The organism is Halomicrobium sp. HArcht3-1, assembly GCF_058933345.1.
In genome coordinates this window covers 38476-53703 of record NZ_JBZYDM010000026.1, presented here as the reverse complement: position 1 = coordinate 53703, position 15228 = coordinate 38476, and the positions used below count along the sequence as shown (strand labels likewise).

17 protein-coding genes are annotated in these 15228 nt (G+C 65.8%); 10 read left to right on the top strand and 7 right to left on the bottom strand.

All coding sequences use genetic code 11. From position 1 onward, the window contains the following. Positions 1 to 44: 44 nt before the first annotated feature. Together AC5FRW_RS19445 and AC5FRW_RS19440 are read left to right on the top strand one after the other, a co-directional pair. Positions 45 to 1085, top strand: coding sequence for an ABC transporter ATP-binding protein (locus tag AC5FRW_RS19445; RefSeq protein ID WP_493570120.1), 1041 nt, complete (start codon positions 45 to 47; stop codon positions 1083 to 1085). Then, positions 1082 to 1903, top strand: a complete 822-nt coding sequence (locus AC5FRW_RS19440) for an ABC transporter permease (protein WP_493570119.1) — start codon at positions 1082 to 1084, stop codon at positions 1901 to 1903. Before AC5FRW_RS19445 ends, AC5FRW_RS19440 begins: the two co-directional genes overlap by 4 nt. Positions 1904 to 1951: 48 nt before the next feature. On the opposite strand, the gene AC5FRW_RS19435 is transcribed toward AC5FRW_RS19440, so the two are convergent. Then, on the bottom strand, positions 1952 to 2611 hold the full coding sequence (locus AC5FRW_RS19435; RefSeq protein WP_493570118.1) for an HAD family hydrolase: 660 nt from the start codon (positions 2609 to 2611) through the stop codon (positions 1952 to 1954). A 109-nt stretch (positions 2612 to 2720) separates the two neighbouring features. Between AC5FRW_RS19435 and aspS the strand changes: the two genes are divergently transcribed. After that, positions 2721 to 4019, top strand: a complete 1299-nt coding sequence (gene aspS / locus AC5FRW_RS19430; protein ID WP_493570117.1) for an aspartate--tRNA(Asn) ligase — start codon at positions 2721 to 2723, stop codon at positions 4017 to 4019. A 257-nt stretch (positions 4020 to 4276) separates the two neighbouring features. Then, positions 4277 to 4516 (top strand): PLDc N-terminal domain-containing protein, encoded by a 240-nt coding sequence (locus tag AC5FRW_RS19425; RefSeq protein ID WP_493570116.1) that lies wholly within the window; start codon positions 4277 to 4279, stop codon positions 4514 to 4516. Between the two features lie 66 nt (positions 4517 to 4582). On the opposite strand, the gene AC5FRW_RS19420 is transcribed toward AC5FRW_RS19425, so the two are convergent. The 5 genes from AC5FRW_RS19420 to AC5FRW_RS19400 all read right to left on the bottom strand — a co-directional run bounded on the left by AC5FRW_RS19420 (position 4583) and on the right by AC5FRW_RS19400 (position 8242). Next, positions 4583 to 4861, bottom strand: coding sequence for a hypothetical protein (locus AC5FRW_RS19420; protein WP_493570115.1), 279 nt, complete (start codon positions 4859 to 4861; stop codon positions 4583 to 4585). A 41-nt stretch (positions 4862 to 4902) separates the two neighbouring features. Next, complete coding sequence (locus AC5FRW_RS19415; RefSeq protein ID WP_493570114.1) at positions 4903 to 5487, bottom strand: cysteine hydrolase family protein; 585 nt, start codon at positions 5485 to 5487, stop codon at positions 4903 to 4905. Positions 5488 to 5490: 3 nt separating this feature from the next. Beyond that, the gene (locus AC5FRW_RS19410; protein ID WP_493570113.1) at positions 5491 to 6357 is read right to left on the bottom strand and encodes a YqcI/YcgG family protein; all 867 of its coding nucleotides are present in this window, start codon (positions 6355 to 6357) and stop codon (positions 5491 to 5493) included. Positions 6358 to 6461: 104 nt separating this feature from the next. Further along, positions 6462 to 7271, bottom strand: coding sequence for an endonuclease V (locus AC5FRW_RS19405; protein ID WP_493570112.1), 810 nt, complete (start codon positions 7269 to 7271; stop codon positions 6462 to 6464). Beyond that, positions 7271 to 8242 carry a rhomboid family intramembrane serine protease gene (locus AC5FRW_RS19400; RefSeq protein ID WP_493570111.1) on the bottom strand — a complete coding sequence of 324 codons (972 nt, stop codon included), beginning with the start codon at positions 8240 to 8242 and terminating at the stop codon, positions 7271 to 7273. The genes AC5FRW_RS19405 and AC5FRW_RS19400 overlap by 1 nt, the downstream gene beginning before the upstream one ends. 142 nt (positions 8243 to 8384) lie before the next feature. Here AC5FRW_RS19400 and AC5FRW_RS19395 point away from each other — a divergent pair, with 142 nt between their 5' ends. From AC5FRW_RS19395 to AC5FRW_RS19380, 4 genes are all read left to right on the top strand, one after another. Beyond that, positions 8385 to 9035: an SdpI family protein gene (locus AC5FRW_RS19395; protein ID WP_493570110.1), complete on the top strand. Its 651-nt coding sequence runs from the start codon at positions 8385 to 8387 to the stop codon at positions 9033 to 9035. A gap of 285 nt (positions 9036 to 9320) precedes the next feature. Beyond that, positions 9321 to 9773: a DUF5788 family protein gene (locus AC5FRW_RS19390; protein WP_493570109.1), complete on the top strand. Its 453-nt coding sequence runs from the start codon at positions 9321 to 9323 to the stop codon at positions 9771 to 9773. After that, positions 9770 to 11506 carry a DNA polymerase/3'-5' exonuclease PolX gene (polX, locus tag AC5FRW_RS19385; RefSeq protein WP_493570108.1) on the top strand — a complete coding sequence of 579 codons (1737 nt, stop codon included), beginning with the start codon at positions 9770 to 9772 and terminating at the stop codon, positions 11504 to 11506. Before AC5FRW_RS19390 ends, polX begins: the two co-directional genes overlap by 4 nt. 3 nt (positions 11507 to 11509) lie before the next feature. Next, entirely contained in the window at positions 11510 to 11974 is a 465-nt protein-coding gene (locus AC5FRW_RS19380; RefSeq protein WP_493570107.1) for a Mut7-C RNAse domain-containing protein, read from the top strand. A gap of 87 nt (positions 11975 to 12061) precedes the next feature. Here the strand turns inward: AC5FRW_RS19380 and AC5FRW_RS19375 are convergent, their stop codons facing one another. Continuing rightward, positions 12062 to 13144, bottom strand: a complete 1083-nt coding sequence (locus AC5FRW_RS19375; RefSeq protein ID WP_493570106.1) for a LolA family protein — start codon at positions 13142 to 13144, stop codon at positions 12062 to 12064. A gap of 99 nt (positions 13145 to 13243) precedes the next feature. Here AC5FRW_RS19375 and AC5FRW_RS19370 point away from each other — a divergent pair, with 99 nt between their 5' ends. After that, positions 13244 to 13954 (top strand): ABC transporter ATP-binding protein, encoded by a 711-nt coding sequence (locus AC5FRW_RS19370; RefSeq protein WP_493570105.1) that lies wholly within the window; start codon positions 13244 to 13246, stop codon positions 13952 to 13954. After that, positions 13941 to 15176 carry an ABC transporter permease gene (locus tag AC5FRW_RS19365; RefSeq protein WP_493570104.1) on the top strand — a complete coding sequence of 412 codons (1236 nt, stop codon included), beginning with the start codon at positions 13941 to 13943 and terminating at the stop codon, positions 15174 to 15176. Before AC5FRW_RS19370 ends, AC5FRW_RS19365 begins: the two co-directional genes overlap by 14 nt. Positions 15177 to 15228: the final 52 nt, after the last annotated feature.

The window sequence follows — 15228 nt, the reverse complement described above, 5'->3', positions numbered from 1 at the left end:
CAGTCTTCCGACCCTTTTACCCGCTGGCACCCGATAACCGAACGATGACGATGCAGGAGCCGCCCCAGCCCCGCACAGCACAGCAGCCGGCGGGCGAGTCCGGCGCCGAGGCGGAGCCAGCCCTCGTCGTCGACGGTCTCGCAAAGCGCTTTGGCAACGGCGAAGGGACCGTCACGGCGGTCGACGGCGTGTCGCTCTCGGTCGACCGCGGGTCGGTCGTCGGGCTGCTCGGTCCCAACGGTGCTGGCAAGACCACGACGATCAAGTCGATCCTCGGGATGGTCCTACCCGACGCCGGAACCGTCCGCGTTCGGGGCGTCGACATCCACGAGCACCCACGGCGGGCCTACCGCCACGTCGACGCGATGTTAGAGGGCGCACGGAACGACTACTGGCGGCTGACCGTTCGAGAGAACCTCCGCTACTTCGCGACCATCAAAGGAACCGATCCCGACTCTGTCGCGGACCGACACGAGCGCCTGCTCGATCAGTTAGATCTGGCCGACAAGGCCGACGAGCCGGTGCGCAGCCTCTCACGCGGGATGAAACAGAAAGTATCGCTGGCGAGCGTGCTGGCGACCGACGCGGGCGTCGTCTTCCTCGACGAGCCGACACTGGGGCTGGACGTGGAGAGTTCGCTCACACTGCGTCGGGAACTCAGGCGGATCGTCGAAGAGCGAGACCTGACGGTGGTGCTCTCCAGTCACGACATGGACGTGATCGAGGACGTGTGTGACCGCGTGATCATCATGAACGACGGACGCGTGATCGCAGACGACAGCGTCGAGCGGTTGCTCCGCCAGCCCGAAGCGAGCCGCTACAGGGTCACGAGTCCCGATATCGACGAACAATTGCGCCACCGGATCACAGAGCGGTTCGACGTGGTCTCGGCGTCCGTGACCGACGACACGACGCGGATCGAAGTCGACACCGACTCCGAGGGGTTCTATCGCCTCGTGGACCTGCTCCGGGCCGAGGGCGTGACGCTGGAGTCGGTGACGACGCCGGACCCCGATCTCGAAGATGTGTTCCTCGGGCTGACCAACGGAGGCGGAAACAGCTCTGGCGACGGTGATGACCGATGAGTATGGAAACGGCTGGTGACCGCTCGCCGGGTGACGACCCCCGAGCGGCGACGTACTACCACCTCGCGAAGGCGGTGCTGTATCGGGAGTATCTCATCTTCGTGCGCTATCCTGCCAACGCCATCGGCGGCATCGTCATCTCGCTTTTCTTCTTCGGTCTCCTGTTCTATGGCGGCCGGATGGTCGCCGGACAGGCCCTGACCGACTCCATCGAGGGGATCATCGTCGGCTACTTCCTCTGGACGCTGTCGGTCGGGGCGTACTCTTCGATCTCGAACGACATCGGCAGTGAAGTCCAGTGGGGGACCCTGGAACGCCACATCATGACTCCCTTCGGGTTCGCGCCGGTGGCCCTGCTGAAAGGGGTCGCGAAGGTCGTCAACACCTTCCTCACGTCGACACTGATCCTCGCCGTGATGCTCGCCGTCACCGGCACCACACTCCAGTTGCCCCTCGTGACGATCACCGTCGTCGCCGCGCTGGCGATCTGTTCGGTGCTGGGGCTTGGCTTCGCGGCCGGCGGGATCGCCGTGCTGTACAAGCGCATCGGGAACTGGCTCAATCTCCTCCAGTTCGGCTTTATTCTCCTGGTCTCTGCGCCGGCGTTCGAACTGGGCTGGACGCGCGTGCTCCCGCTGGCACTGGGAAGTTCGATGCTCCAGCGCGCGATGATCGAGGGCACGCGGCTGTGGCAGTTCCCACTCGTCGATCTGGGTACGCTCGTCGCCGTCGCCGCGGGCTACCTCGTCCTCGGGTACGCTGCCTTCGAGTTGGCGACCCGGAGAGCACGACGGCTGGGCGTGCTCGGGGATTACTGACGCCGCGGGCTTTCGAGTGATCGCTTGCCGGGGACACCCGAGGCGCGACTAGGCGCTGACGATGTCGTGGAGGTCTTCCAGCGAGTCGATGTCCCACGTCGGCCAGACGTTCAGCTCCCAGTTCGTCCGGTGGGGCCGACGGATGAACGCCGAGTCGATGCCGGCGTTCTCGGCGGCGCGGATGTCAGATTCGTTGTCGCCGACGAACAGCGCCGATTCGGCGTTCAGATCGGACAGGGCCAGGTCGATGTAGTGGGAGTTTGGCTTGCGTCGGTTCAGGCTCTCGACGGTCGGCTCGCGACCGTAGGCGGTCCCGAAGTGTTCCCGAACCGAGAAGTGATCGAGCAGGAAGTCGACGGTGCCCTGCTGATTCGAACTGACGATGCCCTTCGCGGCGTCCAGATGGGCCAGCGTCTCGATGTCGTCGTACGGTCGTTTGCGCCCGGCTCGGGCCTCGGCGCTCTGGACTTCGACCATCTTCTCTTCGCGGGCGCGCCAGAAGCGGTCGCGGGGCAGTTCGTACTCGTTACAGATCGAGGCGACTTGCGCGGGCGTCGCCCCGACGGTCATGTTCTCGACGTGGTCGGGGTCCGGGTCGGTCACACCGAAGTCCTCGAACGTCTCCTGGGTCGCATCCTGGAGGACGTCGAACGCGGTGCGGCCGACAAGAACACCGTCGTTGTCGAACACGACGGTATCGTAGGTCATACGTCGAGTATGTCGGTGGCTCAGATAAGTGTTTCACCGTCTGCCGGTCGTCGGTCAACTCCGAGACCAAATAAACGGAGTTTAAGTCCGTGCCGTCAAACGGTCGCCCATGGACGAGCGAACCTACACCGCAGACGCCGAGCCAGGCGACACGGTCACCGTCGCCGGCTGGGTCCACGAGGTACGCGACCTCGGTGGCATCGCCTTCCTGATCCTCCGAGACACGACCGGAAAGATTCAGGTCAAGTTCGAGAAAGACGAGATGGACGAGGACCTCGTCGAGACGGGACTCGACGTCCACCGCGAGTCCGTCATTTCGGTCTCGGGCGACGTGGAAGAGGAGCCACGCGCCCCGACCGGCGTCGAGATCACGCCCGAATCGGTCGACGTGATCAGCGAGGCCGATCCCGAACTGCCGCTCGACCCCTCCGGCAAGGTCGACGCCGAACTCTCGACGCGACTGGACAACCGCACGCTCGACCTCCGCAAGGACGAGACCAAAGCGATCTTCGAGATCCGTGCCGAGGTCCTGCGCGCCGTGCGCGAGCAGTTCCGCGAACTGGGCTGTACGGAGATCAACACGCCCAAGATCGTCGCCACCGGCACCGAGGGCGGGACCGAACTGTTCCCGATCACGTACTTCGGGCAGGAAGCGTTCATGAACCAGAGCCCCCAGCTGTTCAAGCAGCTGATGGTCGGCTCCGGGCTCGAACGGGTCTTCGAGATCGGCCCGATCTTCCGGGCGGAGGAGCACAACACGCCGCGGCACCTCAACGAGGCCACCTCGATCGACTTCGAGTCGGCCTTCTTCGATCACACGGAGGCGATGGACGCCTGCGAGGCCGTCGTCAAGGCCGCCTACGAGGCTGTCGAGCAGAACTGTCAGGACCAGCTCGAAGCGCTGGACCTGGCCGACGAGTTCGAAGCGCCATCGGGCGAGTTCCCGCGCCTCACCTACGAGGAGGCCATCGAGCGCATCAACGCCACTGGCGAACTCGACGAACCCCTCGTCTGGGGCGACGACCTGCCGACCGAGGGCGAGCACGCGCTCGGGCAGGACGTGGGCGAGCACTACTTCATCACCGACTGGCCCAGCGAGATCAAGCCGTTCTACATCATGGACAAGGACGACGAGGTCTCGACGGGCTTCGACATGATGCACCCCGAGATGGAGCTTGTCTCCGGGGGCGCTCGTGAGCACCGCTACGACCACCTCGTCGCCGGCTTCGAGCAGCAGGGTCTCGACCCCGAAGCCTTCGAGTACTACACCAAGATGTTCAAGTACGGCATGCCCCCACACGCCGGCTGGGGTCTCGGTGGCGAACGCCTCATCATGACGATGCTCGGCCTCGGCAACATCCGGGAAGCGGTGCTGTTCCCGAGAGATCGCCAGCGACTCAGTCCGTAGGACTGGTCGCTGGCAGTCGATCGGGAGCTTGGAAGTCGCAGACCCGCGCAGCCGAGCACCGCGAGGCGAGCAGGAACGTCTTCCAGCGTTCCCGAGAGATCGCCAGCGTTTGTCGCCATAGGCGACAAACCTGGGAGCCAGCGAGACGAACGAAGTGAGTCTCGCAGGACCGGTAGCGACTTGATCCGTAGCGAGCGAGACCGTCGCGGACAATTCGTTCCGAATATCTTTTATTGGATGCCGAATAGTTGCGAACGATGTACGAATTGGTCCCTCTCCAAGGAGCAGCCGGTGGCATCGTACTGATATTCGTACTGATCTCGCTGGCCCTGACGGCGCTGTGGATCTACGTCGCCTACTGGGTGTACAACGACGCAAACGACCGCGGGATGGACAGTGCGACCCTCTGGGGCGTCATTACGTTCCTCACCGGGCTGATCGGACTGGTCATCTATTTCCTCATCCGCGAGGACAAACCGCAGTCGAGCGCGTACTGACGAACCGGTCCGCTGTGTGAGAACGGCGTTGAGGAGCGTCCTGACGCCGAATAAGCAGTTCTTTTTTTATTCTGTGGTCGTCGGCTGACGCTGCTCGTGTAGCTGCAGCGCCCGCGTGACGACGTACAGCAGCACGACCGCAGCACCGACCGCCAGCACGAACTGGGCGAGGATCATGAACACGATGGCAATCCCACCGCGGCCCAGCAGGAGACTCAGCAGGAACGGGACGAGCGCTGCAGTCGCGAACGCCCCGATCAGATATGCGATTGGGACGGCTTCAGTGACGACCTGTTCGAGATCGAGTCCGCCGGTGTCATCGACGAACAGTGGTTGGAGGGGCACGTCTGGAGGACTCTCGGGTCATCGGTATTAGTCCCACGGAATTACGGGCGATCCGTCCCGCCCGGGGAGATCGTGTCGAGCACGTCGTCGGTCGACTCGATGGTCGCGAACTCACCGGCTAGCTGTGCGAGCGCCGTCCGGTGGACGAGGTCGGCGTCGAAGTGGTCGCCGTCGAGGTCGCGCTCGAACGTCGCCGTCGCATCGCTGACGACGGTCACGTCGAAGCCGCGGTTCTCGGCCATGCGAGCCGTCGTCGAGACGCAGTGATCCGTCGTCAGGCCACAGACGACGAGCGACTCGTGGCCGTGCTCGTCGAGCCACGCTTCGAGATCAGTCCCGAGAAACGCGCCGTTGACTCGTTTGACGAACTCGGCTTCTCCCTCGTGCGGGTCGAAGCCGTCTTTGAACGCGAAGCCGGGTCGATCACCGCGGAGCGGCGACCCGGATTCGGTCGAGTCGTGGCGGACGTGAGCGATAGGGAGGCCACGGTCGCGCCACGCCGCGAGGAGGCGCTTGGCCTGTCCCTCGGCGTCGGGATTGTTTCGAGCACCCCAGCCGTCGGCGTCAAAGCCCTGCTGGAAGTCCACGAGCAGGAGGACCGGCGCGGGCGTCGCATCGTCGGCCATAACTCAGTCGGCTCCCGCCGTCTCACCGATGCGATAGCTCGACCGTGGATGCTCGCGCGTGACGCTGATCGGGCACTCGTCGGGGGCCTGTGACTCGTCCGACGACAGCATGTACTGGGGCCACTCACGGTCGCCGTCGACACCCCAGTCGCCCAGGTCGGCGTGGGGACAGACGCCGTCGTAGGATTCGAGGCGGTCCTGAATGATGTCGCGGGCCTGCTCACCCTTGGCGGTGTCGGCGGTCACGTCTAAGTCTTCGAACAGCGCGCGTGGCTGGAAGGTGATCTCCAGACCGATCGGGCAGTAGCGACTCATACGCTCGTCGTAGAACGGCGCACGGCAGGTCGGGAACATCGGCTCGCCGCCGAAACAGAACTCCCAGTAGGGGTCGTCGGGGTCGGTCGGAATATCGTCGGGCCACGGTTCGGGGTCGTGGACGTGGAGGACTTGCAGGATGTTCCAGAGATGTTCGTGATACTGGGCTTCGCTCAGATTCCCTTCGGGCGGTCTGAAGAAGACGACCAGCGACGCTCGCGTGGCGGTAGTACCGCCACGTTTACCGAGGTCGGCACCACCGACCTCGCGCTCGCTGTGGTCCGTGTAGGAATCGAGGTACTCCAGCAACGTCTCCCCGAGTTCGAAGAGCGCGTCTCGGTCGGTCATCGACGGGACGGCGGTGTACAGCGGATCGCCGTTTCGGACCGACTCGGCACCGAAGAAACAGGGAAACGGCGTCTCGTTTCGTTCGCCGGTGAGTCCGGCGCTGAACGTCTCCCAGTGGTCTCGAACCCAGTCGGGTGCGGTCCCGTCCTCGACGCTCGCCACCAGCGTTGCCTGATCGTGGAGGCCGCCGACGATCGATTCGCTCATCGGTCGGAAGTAGGACTCCGAACGCATTTATCCGTCGGTTTTTGATGCTGTGGGGAAACAAACGCCCGACTCGTCGAGTTCGACAGCGTCGCTTCGATGTCTGCTCACGCCCGCTCGTTGCGGACCGTCGCTTTGACCTCGTCGGCGTAGCTGTCGGCCAATCGCGTCGGCTCCGGAAGCTTGTAGCCGTCGGTCGTCGCCTCGACGAGGTCGGCCGCGGTGTCGGCGCTCATCCGATGGCCGGGACTGACGTAGAGGGGGTTGACGTGGCGCTTGGGCGAATCGTACTGTCGGGTCTGGAGGGCGTAACCGACCAGCGTGCCCGGCGTCGCCGTCTCGACGCTGTCGTCGGCCTCGATCCCGATTCGGGTCCCCGCCGGGAGCTTTCGATCGAGCGACTCTCGCGGTTCGCCACACAGAAGATTCTTGGCGACGCCGACCGCCGGCACGTCGAGCATGACGCCGATATGGGTCGCCAGCCCGGCCTCGCGAAAGTGGATGCGGCCGCTCCCGTCGACGACGAGCAGATCCGGCTCACAGTCGAGTGCCGCGAACGCGGCGAGGATCGCCCCGCCTTCGCGGAACGAGAGCAGGCCCGGGATGTAGGGAATCGCCGTCTCGACGGCAGCGTGGGCACGCTCGATCACCTCGTCGCCGCGGCTGACGACGATAGCGGAGACGGCCACGTCGTCGACGAACGCCTGATCGACGCCGGCGACCAGCGGTGGCTCGGTCGTATCGTCGCCGCTGTTGGCGAGCGTCTGCTGGCCGGTGTCGCCGAGGCGGACGCGTGCTGGGTCGAACGGCACGTCGTCCTCGAAGGTCGCCGCCGCTGCGATCTCACGCTGCAGTGCCTCCATCTCGGTCCGCGACAGTGTGGGGTCGGGCGCGAACTCGGGACGGACTGGGTCCATCAGAATCGACCGCGACCGGGGCCACCCGGACCGCCGGGACCGCCGGGGCCGCGACCGCCGCCGAACTCCAGTTGGTTCGGCATTCGGCGCTGTCCTTTGACCTGACGACCGTACCACAGGCCGATGACGAGACCGACGAGGTGGGCCATGTCGGCGACGTTGCCCCCCGTGAAGGGACCGCCGACGCCGAGGATGCCGCCGACACTGACGATCAGGTAGAAGCCGGTGATCACCCAGATGGGGACCGGGAGCAGGAAGTACAGATAGACCCGCAGGCTGGGATTGAGCACGGTCAGCACGCCCATGATCGCGAGGCCTGCGCCGCTGGCACCGAGGACGCCCGGACCGAGTGCCTGCTGGAAGTCGAGCAGGACCAGCAGGTGCGAGAGACCGATCTGACCCAGCCCAGCCAGCGCCCCCGAGACGACAAAGAGGATGGCGAACTTCTTCGAACCGATGTAGTCCTCGACGATCCGGCCGAAAAAGAAGATGATGATGCTGTTCAGCGCGATGTGGCTGAAGCCGCCGTGAGAGAACACCGACGTGACCCACGTCCAGACGTATTCGGGGTGCTGGGGCTGGAGCGTGAAGACGGCGCTCCACAGCGTCGGGTTCGGATTGAACTGGCTCGGTGGGCTGATCCCGAGCACGAACGGGAAGATGAAGAACTGAAACAGGAACGTCACCCACATCAGGCCCAGCATGGTGTAGGTGGCGTTGCCCCGGAAGTAACCGAAGAAGCTCCCCGGACCGGTGTTGACCGAGAGGCGGTCACGGAGTCCCTGCCCGCCGGTGTCGTCGACGCTGTCGTCGAATCCGCTGTCGAACACGCCGTCCGGATCACCCCAGTTTTCCAGCCCCGGACAGTCGTGTGCCTCCGGCAGCCGGTGTTCCGAACAGTAGGTCCCCCCACAGTGGTGACACCGGTACGGCATGTTTTCGGTCTTGCCACACGCGTCGCACTTCGACATTGACGAATCGTTAGGTTGGCCGGTGCAAAGGGATTGTGCTTGTGGCGGCTGGCATCGCCGTGTCCCTGATAAAAGAGTGGCACGCTCGCAGCACCTGCGACCGTGATGTGCCCTTATTTCTGCGGGTGTCCTCCCTTCGCGTATGCAATCACGTCGCCAACTGCTCGCCGAAGGCGTCGTCGTCGCACTGACCGCACTCGTCGGTCTCGCCGTCCTCGATCAGTTACCTGCCGAGGTCGCGATCCACTTCGGAGCGGAAGGACAGCCCGACGACTACGCGAGCAAGTCCATCGCAGTCGCAGTGCTTCCGGCACTCCAGATCGGATTGATCGCGCTGTTTGCCGTGCTGCCACGAATCGACCCACTGGGGGAGAACATTCGGGCCTTTGGCCGGGCCTACGACGGGTTCGTCCTCGTCCTGTTGGGCTTTCTTGGCTACGTCCACGCGCTCGTCGTCCTCTGGAACGTCGGCTATCAGTTCGCCGTGGTACAGGCGCTCGCCCCTGCCATCGCGGTGCTGTACTACGCCGTCGGCGTCCTCGTCGAGGACGCAGAGCGAAACTGGTTCGTCGGGTTCAGGACGCCGTGGACGCTCTCGAACGAACAGGTCTGGGCCGACACCCACGCCATCGCCGGGACACTGATGCGAGCCGCCGGCGTCCTGACGCTTGGCGCACTCGCCCTACCCGAGTACGCGATGGCCTTCCTGATCGGACCCGTCGCCATCGTCGCGGTGTTCGCGACGGTGTACTCCTACTGGGACTACCGACGGATCGAGGCCTCGACTGTCTGACTCCGTCCCAGTCGCGATTGATGAGGGTATCGGAAGAACCGAGAATCGGAAAGTCCCATCCCCAGACCGGTAAAATTGCCGACATGGGTGGGATTGAAAGGGGCGGCAGTCTCGACGAAGGCGGGCGACGGAAGCACCACAGGAGCGAGTGAAGCGAGCGACGAGGAGCGCACCGAGCCCCCCGAGTCGAGACGGCCGGGGCTTTCTGGCTGTTCCATCCACAGTATTCGAACACGATTCCTAGCGGGCGAAGGCGGTAAGACCCTCCCGACCTAACACGGCGCTGTGAAAGACTTCGAGCGCAAGCAGTTGCTCGAACGCATCGGGCGCGAGAGCGCGACCCTCGGGACGGACATTCCCGAGGACATCGAGGTGCAGGGCGAGACGATCGATCTCCAGTCGTTCGTCTTCGAGATCAAGCGCCGGGAGACGATTCCGTCGGGCGAGCGCGAGCGGGTCGATCAGGCAAAGCGGAACCTCCGGCGTGAACGGATGGACCGGAAAGAGCGAATCGAGGAGGGCGACATTACCTACGAGGACGGCGATCGGCTCGCCGACTCGATCATCGGCATCGACCGGGCGCTTGAAGCACTCGAACAGCTCGGGCCGGCCAGCATCGAACAGGAGCAACAGGTCAAGGAGACCGCCGACAAGAAGCGCTGGATGAAGTTCCTGAAGAAGGCGCTTGGTCACGAGGCGGCCGATTCGGGCACGGGACGGGCGAGTCGAGGCCGATGAGCCGAAACGTCGAAGTCGCCCGGCAGTTCGAAGCGTTCGCGGACCTGCTGGACGCGAAAGGTGTCGAGTACAAGCCCCGCGCGTATCGGCGCGCCGCGGAGAACATCCGCGAGTACCCCGGTGCGATCGAGGACCTCGCGGCCGAAGGCGAGGACGCCCTCGACGACATCGACGGCGTCGGCGACGCCATCGCCGAGAAGATCGTCGAGTACGTCGAGACCGGCCGGATCGAGGAACTTGCCGCGCTCCGCGAGGAGTACCCCCTCGACATGGCGGCGATCACGAGCATCGAGGGGGTCGGTCCGAAAACCGCCGGCACGCTCTACGAGGAACTGGGCGTCCAGACCCTCGACGACCTCGAAGACGCTGCCGAGGCCGGCGAGGTCCGCGACGTGAAGGGCTTTGGCGAGAAGACCGAGCAGAACATCCTCGACAACATCGAGTTCGCCCGCGAGGCCACCGAGCGACAGCTACTCGGTCGTGCTCGGCCCCGCGGTGAGCGCATCGTCGCCTACCTCGCCGAGGTCGACGCGGTCGAGTCGGTCGAACTCGCCGGATCGTTGCGGCGCTGGAAAGCGACGATCGGCGACGTGGACGTGCTCGTCGCCAGCGACGACGAGGCGGCGGTCCTCGATGCCTTCACCGGGTGGCCCGACGCGGATTCCGTGATCGAAGCCGGTGAGACGAAAGCGAGCGTCCGCGTCGACGGGGTCCGCGTCGACCTGCGCGTGGTCGTCCCCGACGAGTGGGGCGCGGCCCTGCAGTACTTCACCGGCAGCAAGGCCCACAACGTCGCCGTTCGAAATCGTGCGATCGAGCGCGGCCTGAAGATGAACGAGTACGGCATCTTCGACGTCGCCGACGTGGCCGACGACAGCGGCCAGCGGGCGGGCGAGCGCGTCGGCGGCGAGACCGAGGCGTCGATGTACGAACCCCTCGACATGGCGTGGGTCCCCCCAGAACTGCGGGAGAATCGCGGCGAAGTCCAAGCGGCGGCCGCCGGCGACGTTCCCGACCTCGTCGAGACCGACGCGATCCGTGGCGACCTGCACACCCACACGGAGTGGTCCGACGGGGGCTTTACCATCACGGAACTGATCGACGCCGCCGCGGCATTCGGCCACGACTACGTCGCCGTCACCGACCACGCGACCGGACCGGGCATGGTCGGCGGCGTCGGCGTCGAAGACGACGTGCTCCGGGAGCAACTGACCGAGATCAGAGAGATCGCTGCCGGCGCGCCTATCGACGTGTTCGCGGGCGTCGAGGCCAACATCGCGGCCGACGGCGAACTCTCCGTCGCGGACGACCTGCTGGCCGATCTCGACCTCGTCGTCGCCTCGCCCCACGCGGGGCTGGACGGCGATGGCACCGACCGCCTGATCGCGGCCGCCGAACATCCGGCCGTCGACATCATCGGCCATCCGACGGGTCGATACCTCAATCGACGATCCGGGCTGGACGTGGACGTGACCCGACTCGCCGAGGTCGCCGCCGACCACGGCACGGCCCTGGAGATCAACGCGAACCCGGCACGGCTGGATCTGGGCGGCGCGCACGTCCAGAGCGCCCTCGAATCGGGAGCGACCATCGCAGTCAACACGGACGCCCACTCGGCGGGCAACTTCGAGTACCTCCGCTACGGCGTCCACACGGCCCGCCGCGGCTGGGCGACGGCCGACGACGTGCTGAACACGCGCGACGCCGACGGCCTTCGGGACTTCCTGCACTGACCCATGGAACGGCTTCTCGTCGACGCGATGTGTGGCAAACTGGCGACCTACCTGCGCATGTGTGGCTACGATGCGGCCTACGCGCTGAATCTGGACGCGGCCGCCGACGGTGCCGTGAGCGACGACGAACTGCTCGCCGTGGCCCGCGAGCAGGACCGGCGGATCGTCACTCGCGACCGACGGCTGGCGGCGCGGGGCGACGACGCCGTCCTGCTCGAATCTCGCGACATCGAGACACAGCTTTCGGAGGTCGCCACCGCCGGCTTCGATCTCGTACTCGAAGACGAACCGACATACTGCGGCGCTTGCAACGGTCGCCTGACGGCCGTTGCCCCCGAAGAGGCGACCCCGGCGTACGCTCCCGATCCGGCCGGGACCGACGTGTGGCGGTGTGAGAACTGCGGCCAGCACTTCTGGAAGGGGAGCCACTGGGACGACGTGGCGAGCACGCTCGACGGGATCGACTAACCGTTGCCGGCGACGACAGAAATCGTCAGGAGACAGTCATCGAGGCGCTCCCTGAACAGGGAGCGTCGACGAACGGAGACCGTCGGGTTACAGATCGCCGGCCACTTCCACCGCACGGTCGGCCGATCCCTCGACGACGACCGCGGTGGTCACGCCGTCGTCGGTCCACACTGCGATAGCGCGGTTCTCGGCGCTGGTCACGGTGACTGTGCGGCCGTCGACGGTCCGCTCCGTCGCGTTTTCGAGCATCCCATCGAAGCGTTCACCGGCCGTCGTCGAGACGACGGTGACGTTCTCGCCGTCGACCTCGTAGCGCTGGCCGACGATCGTCGCATCGTCTCGGACGGTGACCGTCGCGTCGACGAACGTGGCGTCGAGGGTGGGCAGCGAGATGTCAGTGTCGGACTGGGCGGCCGCGAAACTGTCGTACTGCTCTACCCCAGCGAGCGCGATGCGGTCTTCGGGCGGGTCGAAGGTGCTCTCGTGGATCGAGAGGTCGAACGACGTGTCCTGCACGTCGACGACCGTGCGGTTCGTCCCGTCGGTCGCCTCGGCACGGACCACTCGGTAGTCGTCCTGTGCGACCCACACCGTGGCGGTCACGTTCGAGTCGGCGTGTGCCAGTGCGACCTGATAGGTGCTGGTGCCGTCGACCGTCGGCGTCCCGACGAGCGTCGCCGAGACGTTCGAGTCGTTCACCGTCGGCGTTCCACGGGCCGAAAGCCTGTCGCGCTCGCCGCTGACGACGGAGCGTGGCCCGTCGGTCGCTTCCATCGCCTCGGGCATCGGGCCGACTGCCCCCTCGCGGACGGCATCGACGGGCCACGCGGCCGAGCGGTTCGGTCCGGCGACCCAGACGACATCGCCGTTGGTCCCGGTTCGATAGGTCGTCCCCTCACGCGTCACGACCGTTCGACTCCGGTTCTCCGGGGCGAGCGCGACCTCGACGGTCGCCGTCACCGACTCGGTGTCGTTTTCGACGGTCACGACCATCGTGCTCGTCAGCGTCTCCGCGCTCTCGTAGCGGTCCTCGACACGATCCAGTATCTCGTCGCCCGAGGGCTGCTGGAGCGTTCCGAACGCGCCCGTGACGGCCGCCGACCCCGCCAGTACGAGGGCGACGACTGTCAGCAGCGCGAGGACACGTCGACCGCCGAATCGGAAAGTCATCGCTCGCTCTAGGGACTGGAACATAAAGTGCGTTCCTGCTATCGCATCCCCGACAGATTCGGGCAACCCTGATACGCCTGCCAGCCCTAGGGCGAGCGAATGGCTCAGGCACAGGCCGAGACCGTGGTCGATCTGGTCGAGGTGCGCAAGACCTACGAGATGGGCGGCATCGTCGAGGCGCTTGCCGGCGTCTCGTTGACGATGGCTGACGGTTCCTACACGGCCGTGATGGGGCCGAGCGGGTCGGGCAAGAGCACACTGCTGAATCTGATCGGTGGACTGGACACGCCGACAGAGGGGACCGTCACCGTCGGCGGGCGCGACCTCTCGACGGCATCCGAGACGGAACTGGCGGCGGTTCGTGGCAGCGAGGTCGGATTCGTCTTTCAGACGTTCAATCTGATGCCAAGGCTGACCGCCGTCGAGAACGTCGCCTTGCCGCTCGTGTTCGACGGCTGGGGCCGGGCAGAGCGTCGCGAGCGCGCCCGCGATCTCCTCGACGATGTCGGACTGGGCGACCGACTCGACCACCGGCCGAACGAACTCAGCGGCGGCCAGCGCCAGCGCGTCGCCATCGCGCGTGCGCTCGCCCCCGAACCCGAGATCATCCTCGCCGACGAGCCGACGGGCAACGTCGACACGGAGACCGGCGAGCGGATCATGGGGCTGCTCGGTGAGCTTCACGCTGCGGGCAACACGATCATGCTCGTCACTCACGAGCGCCGGATCGCCGAGCACGCCGAACGCATCGTCCACGTTCGCGACGGCGTGTTAGAGCGTATCGAGGAGGTGGCCGATGGACCCGCGTGAGTCGGTCAGGATCGCGGCCCGCTCGATCCGGTCGCACAAGCTTCGCTCGACGCTGACCGTGCTGGGTGTCGTCATCGGCATCGCCTCGGTCGTCACCTTCGCCACGTTCGGCGCGAGCGTCGAAGCCGAGGTCGTCGGCAGCATCGGCGAGTCGGGGGCAAACAACGTCTACGTGCTGGGCCAGCCATCCGACGAAGGTGGCTTCGGACAGGCGGTCCAGCCGGTCTTTACCGAGTACGACGTGCAAAATCTCGGGGAGATCGACGGCGTCGAGGCGGTGATCCCACGCGGGACCGTCCGGGTCAACTCCGTCACCTATCAGAACGATACGGTTGCGATCCAGCAGTTGACGGCGACGACACCCGCGGCGGTGACAGGCGAGACGCTGGTCGAGGGCCGAAGTTTCGAGACCGGCGCGAACGAGACGGTGCTGAATCAGGTCGCCGCGCGGACGGCGTTCGAGCGCACCGTCACCGTCGGCGACCAGATCACGGTCCAGCGCAACGACGCGACGTGGACGCTGACGGTCGTCGGTATCGTCAACGGCACCGCGGGCGAGCTGCCGGTCGGCGGGTTCGGTCCCCAGCCAAGCGTCTACGTCCCCGCCGATCCGTTCTACGACACCGTCGTCGAGAGTCCCGGCGCGAACGCGCGCCTGCGAGCCTATCCACAGATGACCGTCGTCGCCGAGCCAGCCGAGACGCTGGCGGTCACCGACGCCGTCGACGCGTACCTCCAGTCCGAGTCCGACGCCCGACAGCTCGCACCCGCGGGTGTGGATCTGGTCGCCCGGACGAGCGGTGACTTCGCCGAGCAGATCAGCGACGTGATCCAGCAGATCACCCGCTTCGTCACCGGCATCGCCGTCATCGCGCTCGTGGTCGGGGCCATCGGCATCGCCAACATCATGCTCGTCAGCGTCACCGAGCGGACCCGCGAGATCGGGATCATGAAAGCCGTCGGCGCGCGAAATCGCGACGTGATGGAGCTATTCCTGCTCGAAGCGACGCTGCTGGGGACCGGTGGTGCGCTGCTTGGCCTGCCGCTTGGCCTGCTCGTCAGCCTCGGCGCGGCCGAGTACGCCGATGTCGGGCTGGCGCTGGCCCCGTTCTGGTCGGCGCTGGCCGTGCTGGTCGGGGTGCTGGTCGGCGTCGTTGCGGGTCTCTACCCTGCGTGGCGGGCCGCTCGCGTCGATCCGATCGAAGCGTTGCGCTACGAATAGCGTACCAACTTAACTCCAGAACGGCCAAATAGGGTCGTGGTCGTAGCAGGTA

Excerpts from the sequence above, each read along its gene's own strand:
- AC5FRW_RS19415 (WP_493570114.1), bottom strand. The coding sequence starts at position 5,487 with ATGGCCGACGATGCGACGCCCGCGCCGGTCCTCCTGCTCGTGGACTTC.
- AC5FRW_RS19375 (WP_493570106.1), bottom strand. The coding sequence starts at position 13,144 with ATGACTTTCCGATTCGGCGGTCGACGTGTCCTCGCGCTGCTGACAGTC.
- AC5FRW_RS19435 (WP_493570118.1), bottom strand. The coding sequence starts at position 2,611 with ATGACCTACGATACCGTCGTGTTCGACAACGACGGTGTTCTTGTCGGC.
- AC5FRW_RS19445 (WP_493570120.1), top strand. The coding sequence starts at position 45 with ATGACGATGCAGGAGCCGCCCCAGCCCCGCACAGCACAGCAGCCGGCG.
- AC5FRW_RS19370 (WP_493570105.1), top strand. The coding sequence starts at position 13,244 with ATGGCTCAGGCACAGGCCGAGACCGTGGTCGATCTGGTCGAGGTGCGC.
- aspS (WP_493570117.1), top strand. The coding sequence starts at position 2,721 with ATGGACGAGCGAACCTACACCGCAGACGCCGAGCCAGGCGACACGGTC.
- AC5FRW_RS19405 (WP_493570112.1), bottom strand. The coding sequence starts at position 7,271 with ATGGACCCAGTCCGTCCCGAGTTCGCGCCCGACCCCACACTGTCGCGG.
- AC5FRW_RS19440 (WP_493570119.1), top strand. The coding sequence starts at position 1,082 with ATGAGTATGGAAACGGCTGGTGACCGCTCGCCGGGTGACGACCCCCGA.
- polX (WP_493570108.1), top strand. The coding sequence starts at position 9,770 with ATGAGCCGAAACGTCGAAGTCGCCCGGCAGTTCGAAGCGTTCGCGGAC.
- AC5FRW_RS19365 (WP_493570104.1), top strand. The coding sequence starts at position 13,941 with ATGGACCCGCGTGAGTCGGTCAGGATCGCGGCCCGCTCGATCCGGTCG.
- AC5FRW_RS19410 (WP_493570113.1), bottom strand. The coding sequence starts at position 6,357 with ATGAGCGAATCGATCGTCGGCGGCCTCCACGATCAGGCAACGCTGGTG.
- AC5FRW_RS19380 (WP_493570107.1), top strand. The coding sequence starts at position 11,510 with ATGGAACGGCTTCTCGTCGACGCGATGTGTGGCAAACTGGCGACCTAC.
- AC5FRW_RS19395 (WP_493570110.1), top strand. The coding sequence starts at position 8,385 with ATGCAATCACGTCGCCAACTGCTCGCCGAAGGCGTCGTCGTCGCACTG.
- AC5FRW_RS19425 (WP_493570116.1), top strand. The coding sequence starts at position 4,277 with ATGTACGAATTGGTCCCTCTCCAAGGAGCAGCCGGTGGCATCGTACTG.
- AC5FRW_RS19400 (WP_493570111.1), bottom strand. The coding sequence starts at position 8,242 with ATGTCGAAGTGCGACGCGTGTGGCAAGACCGAAAACATGCCGTACCGG.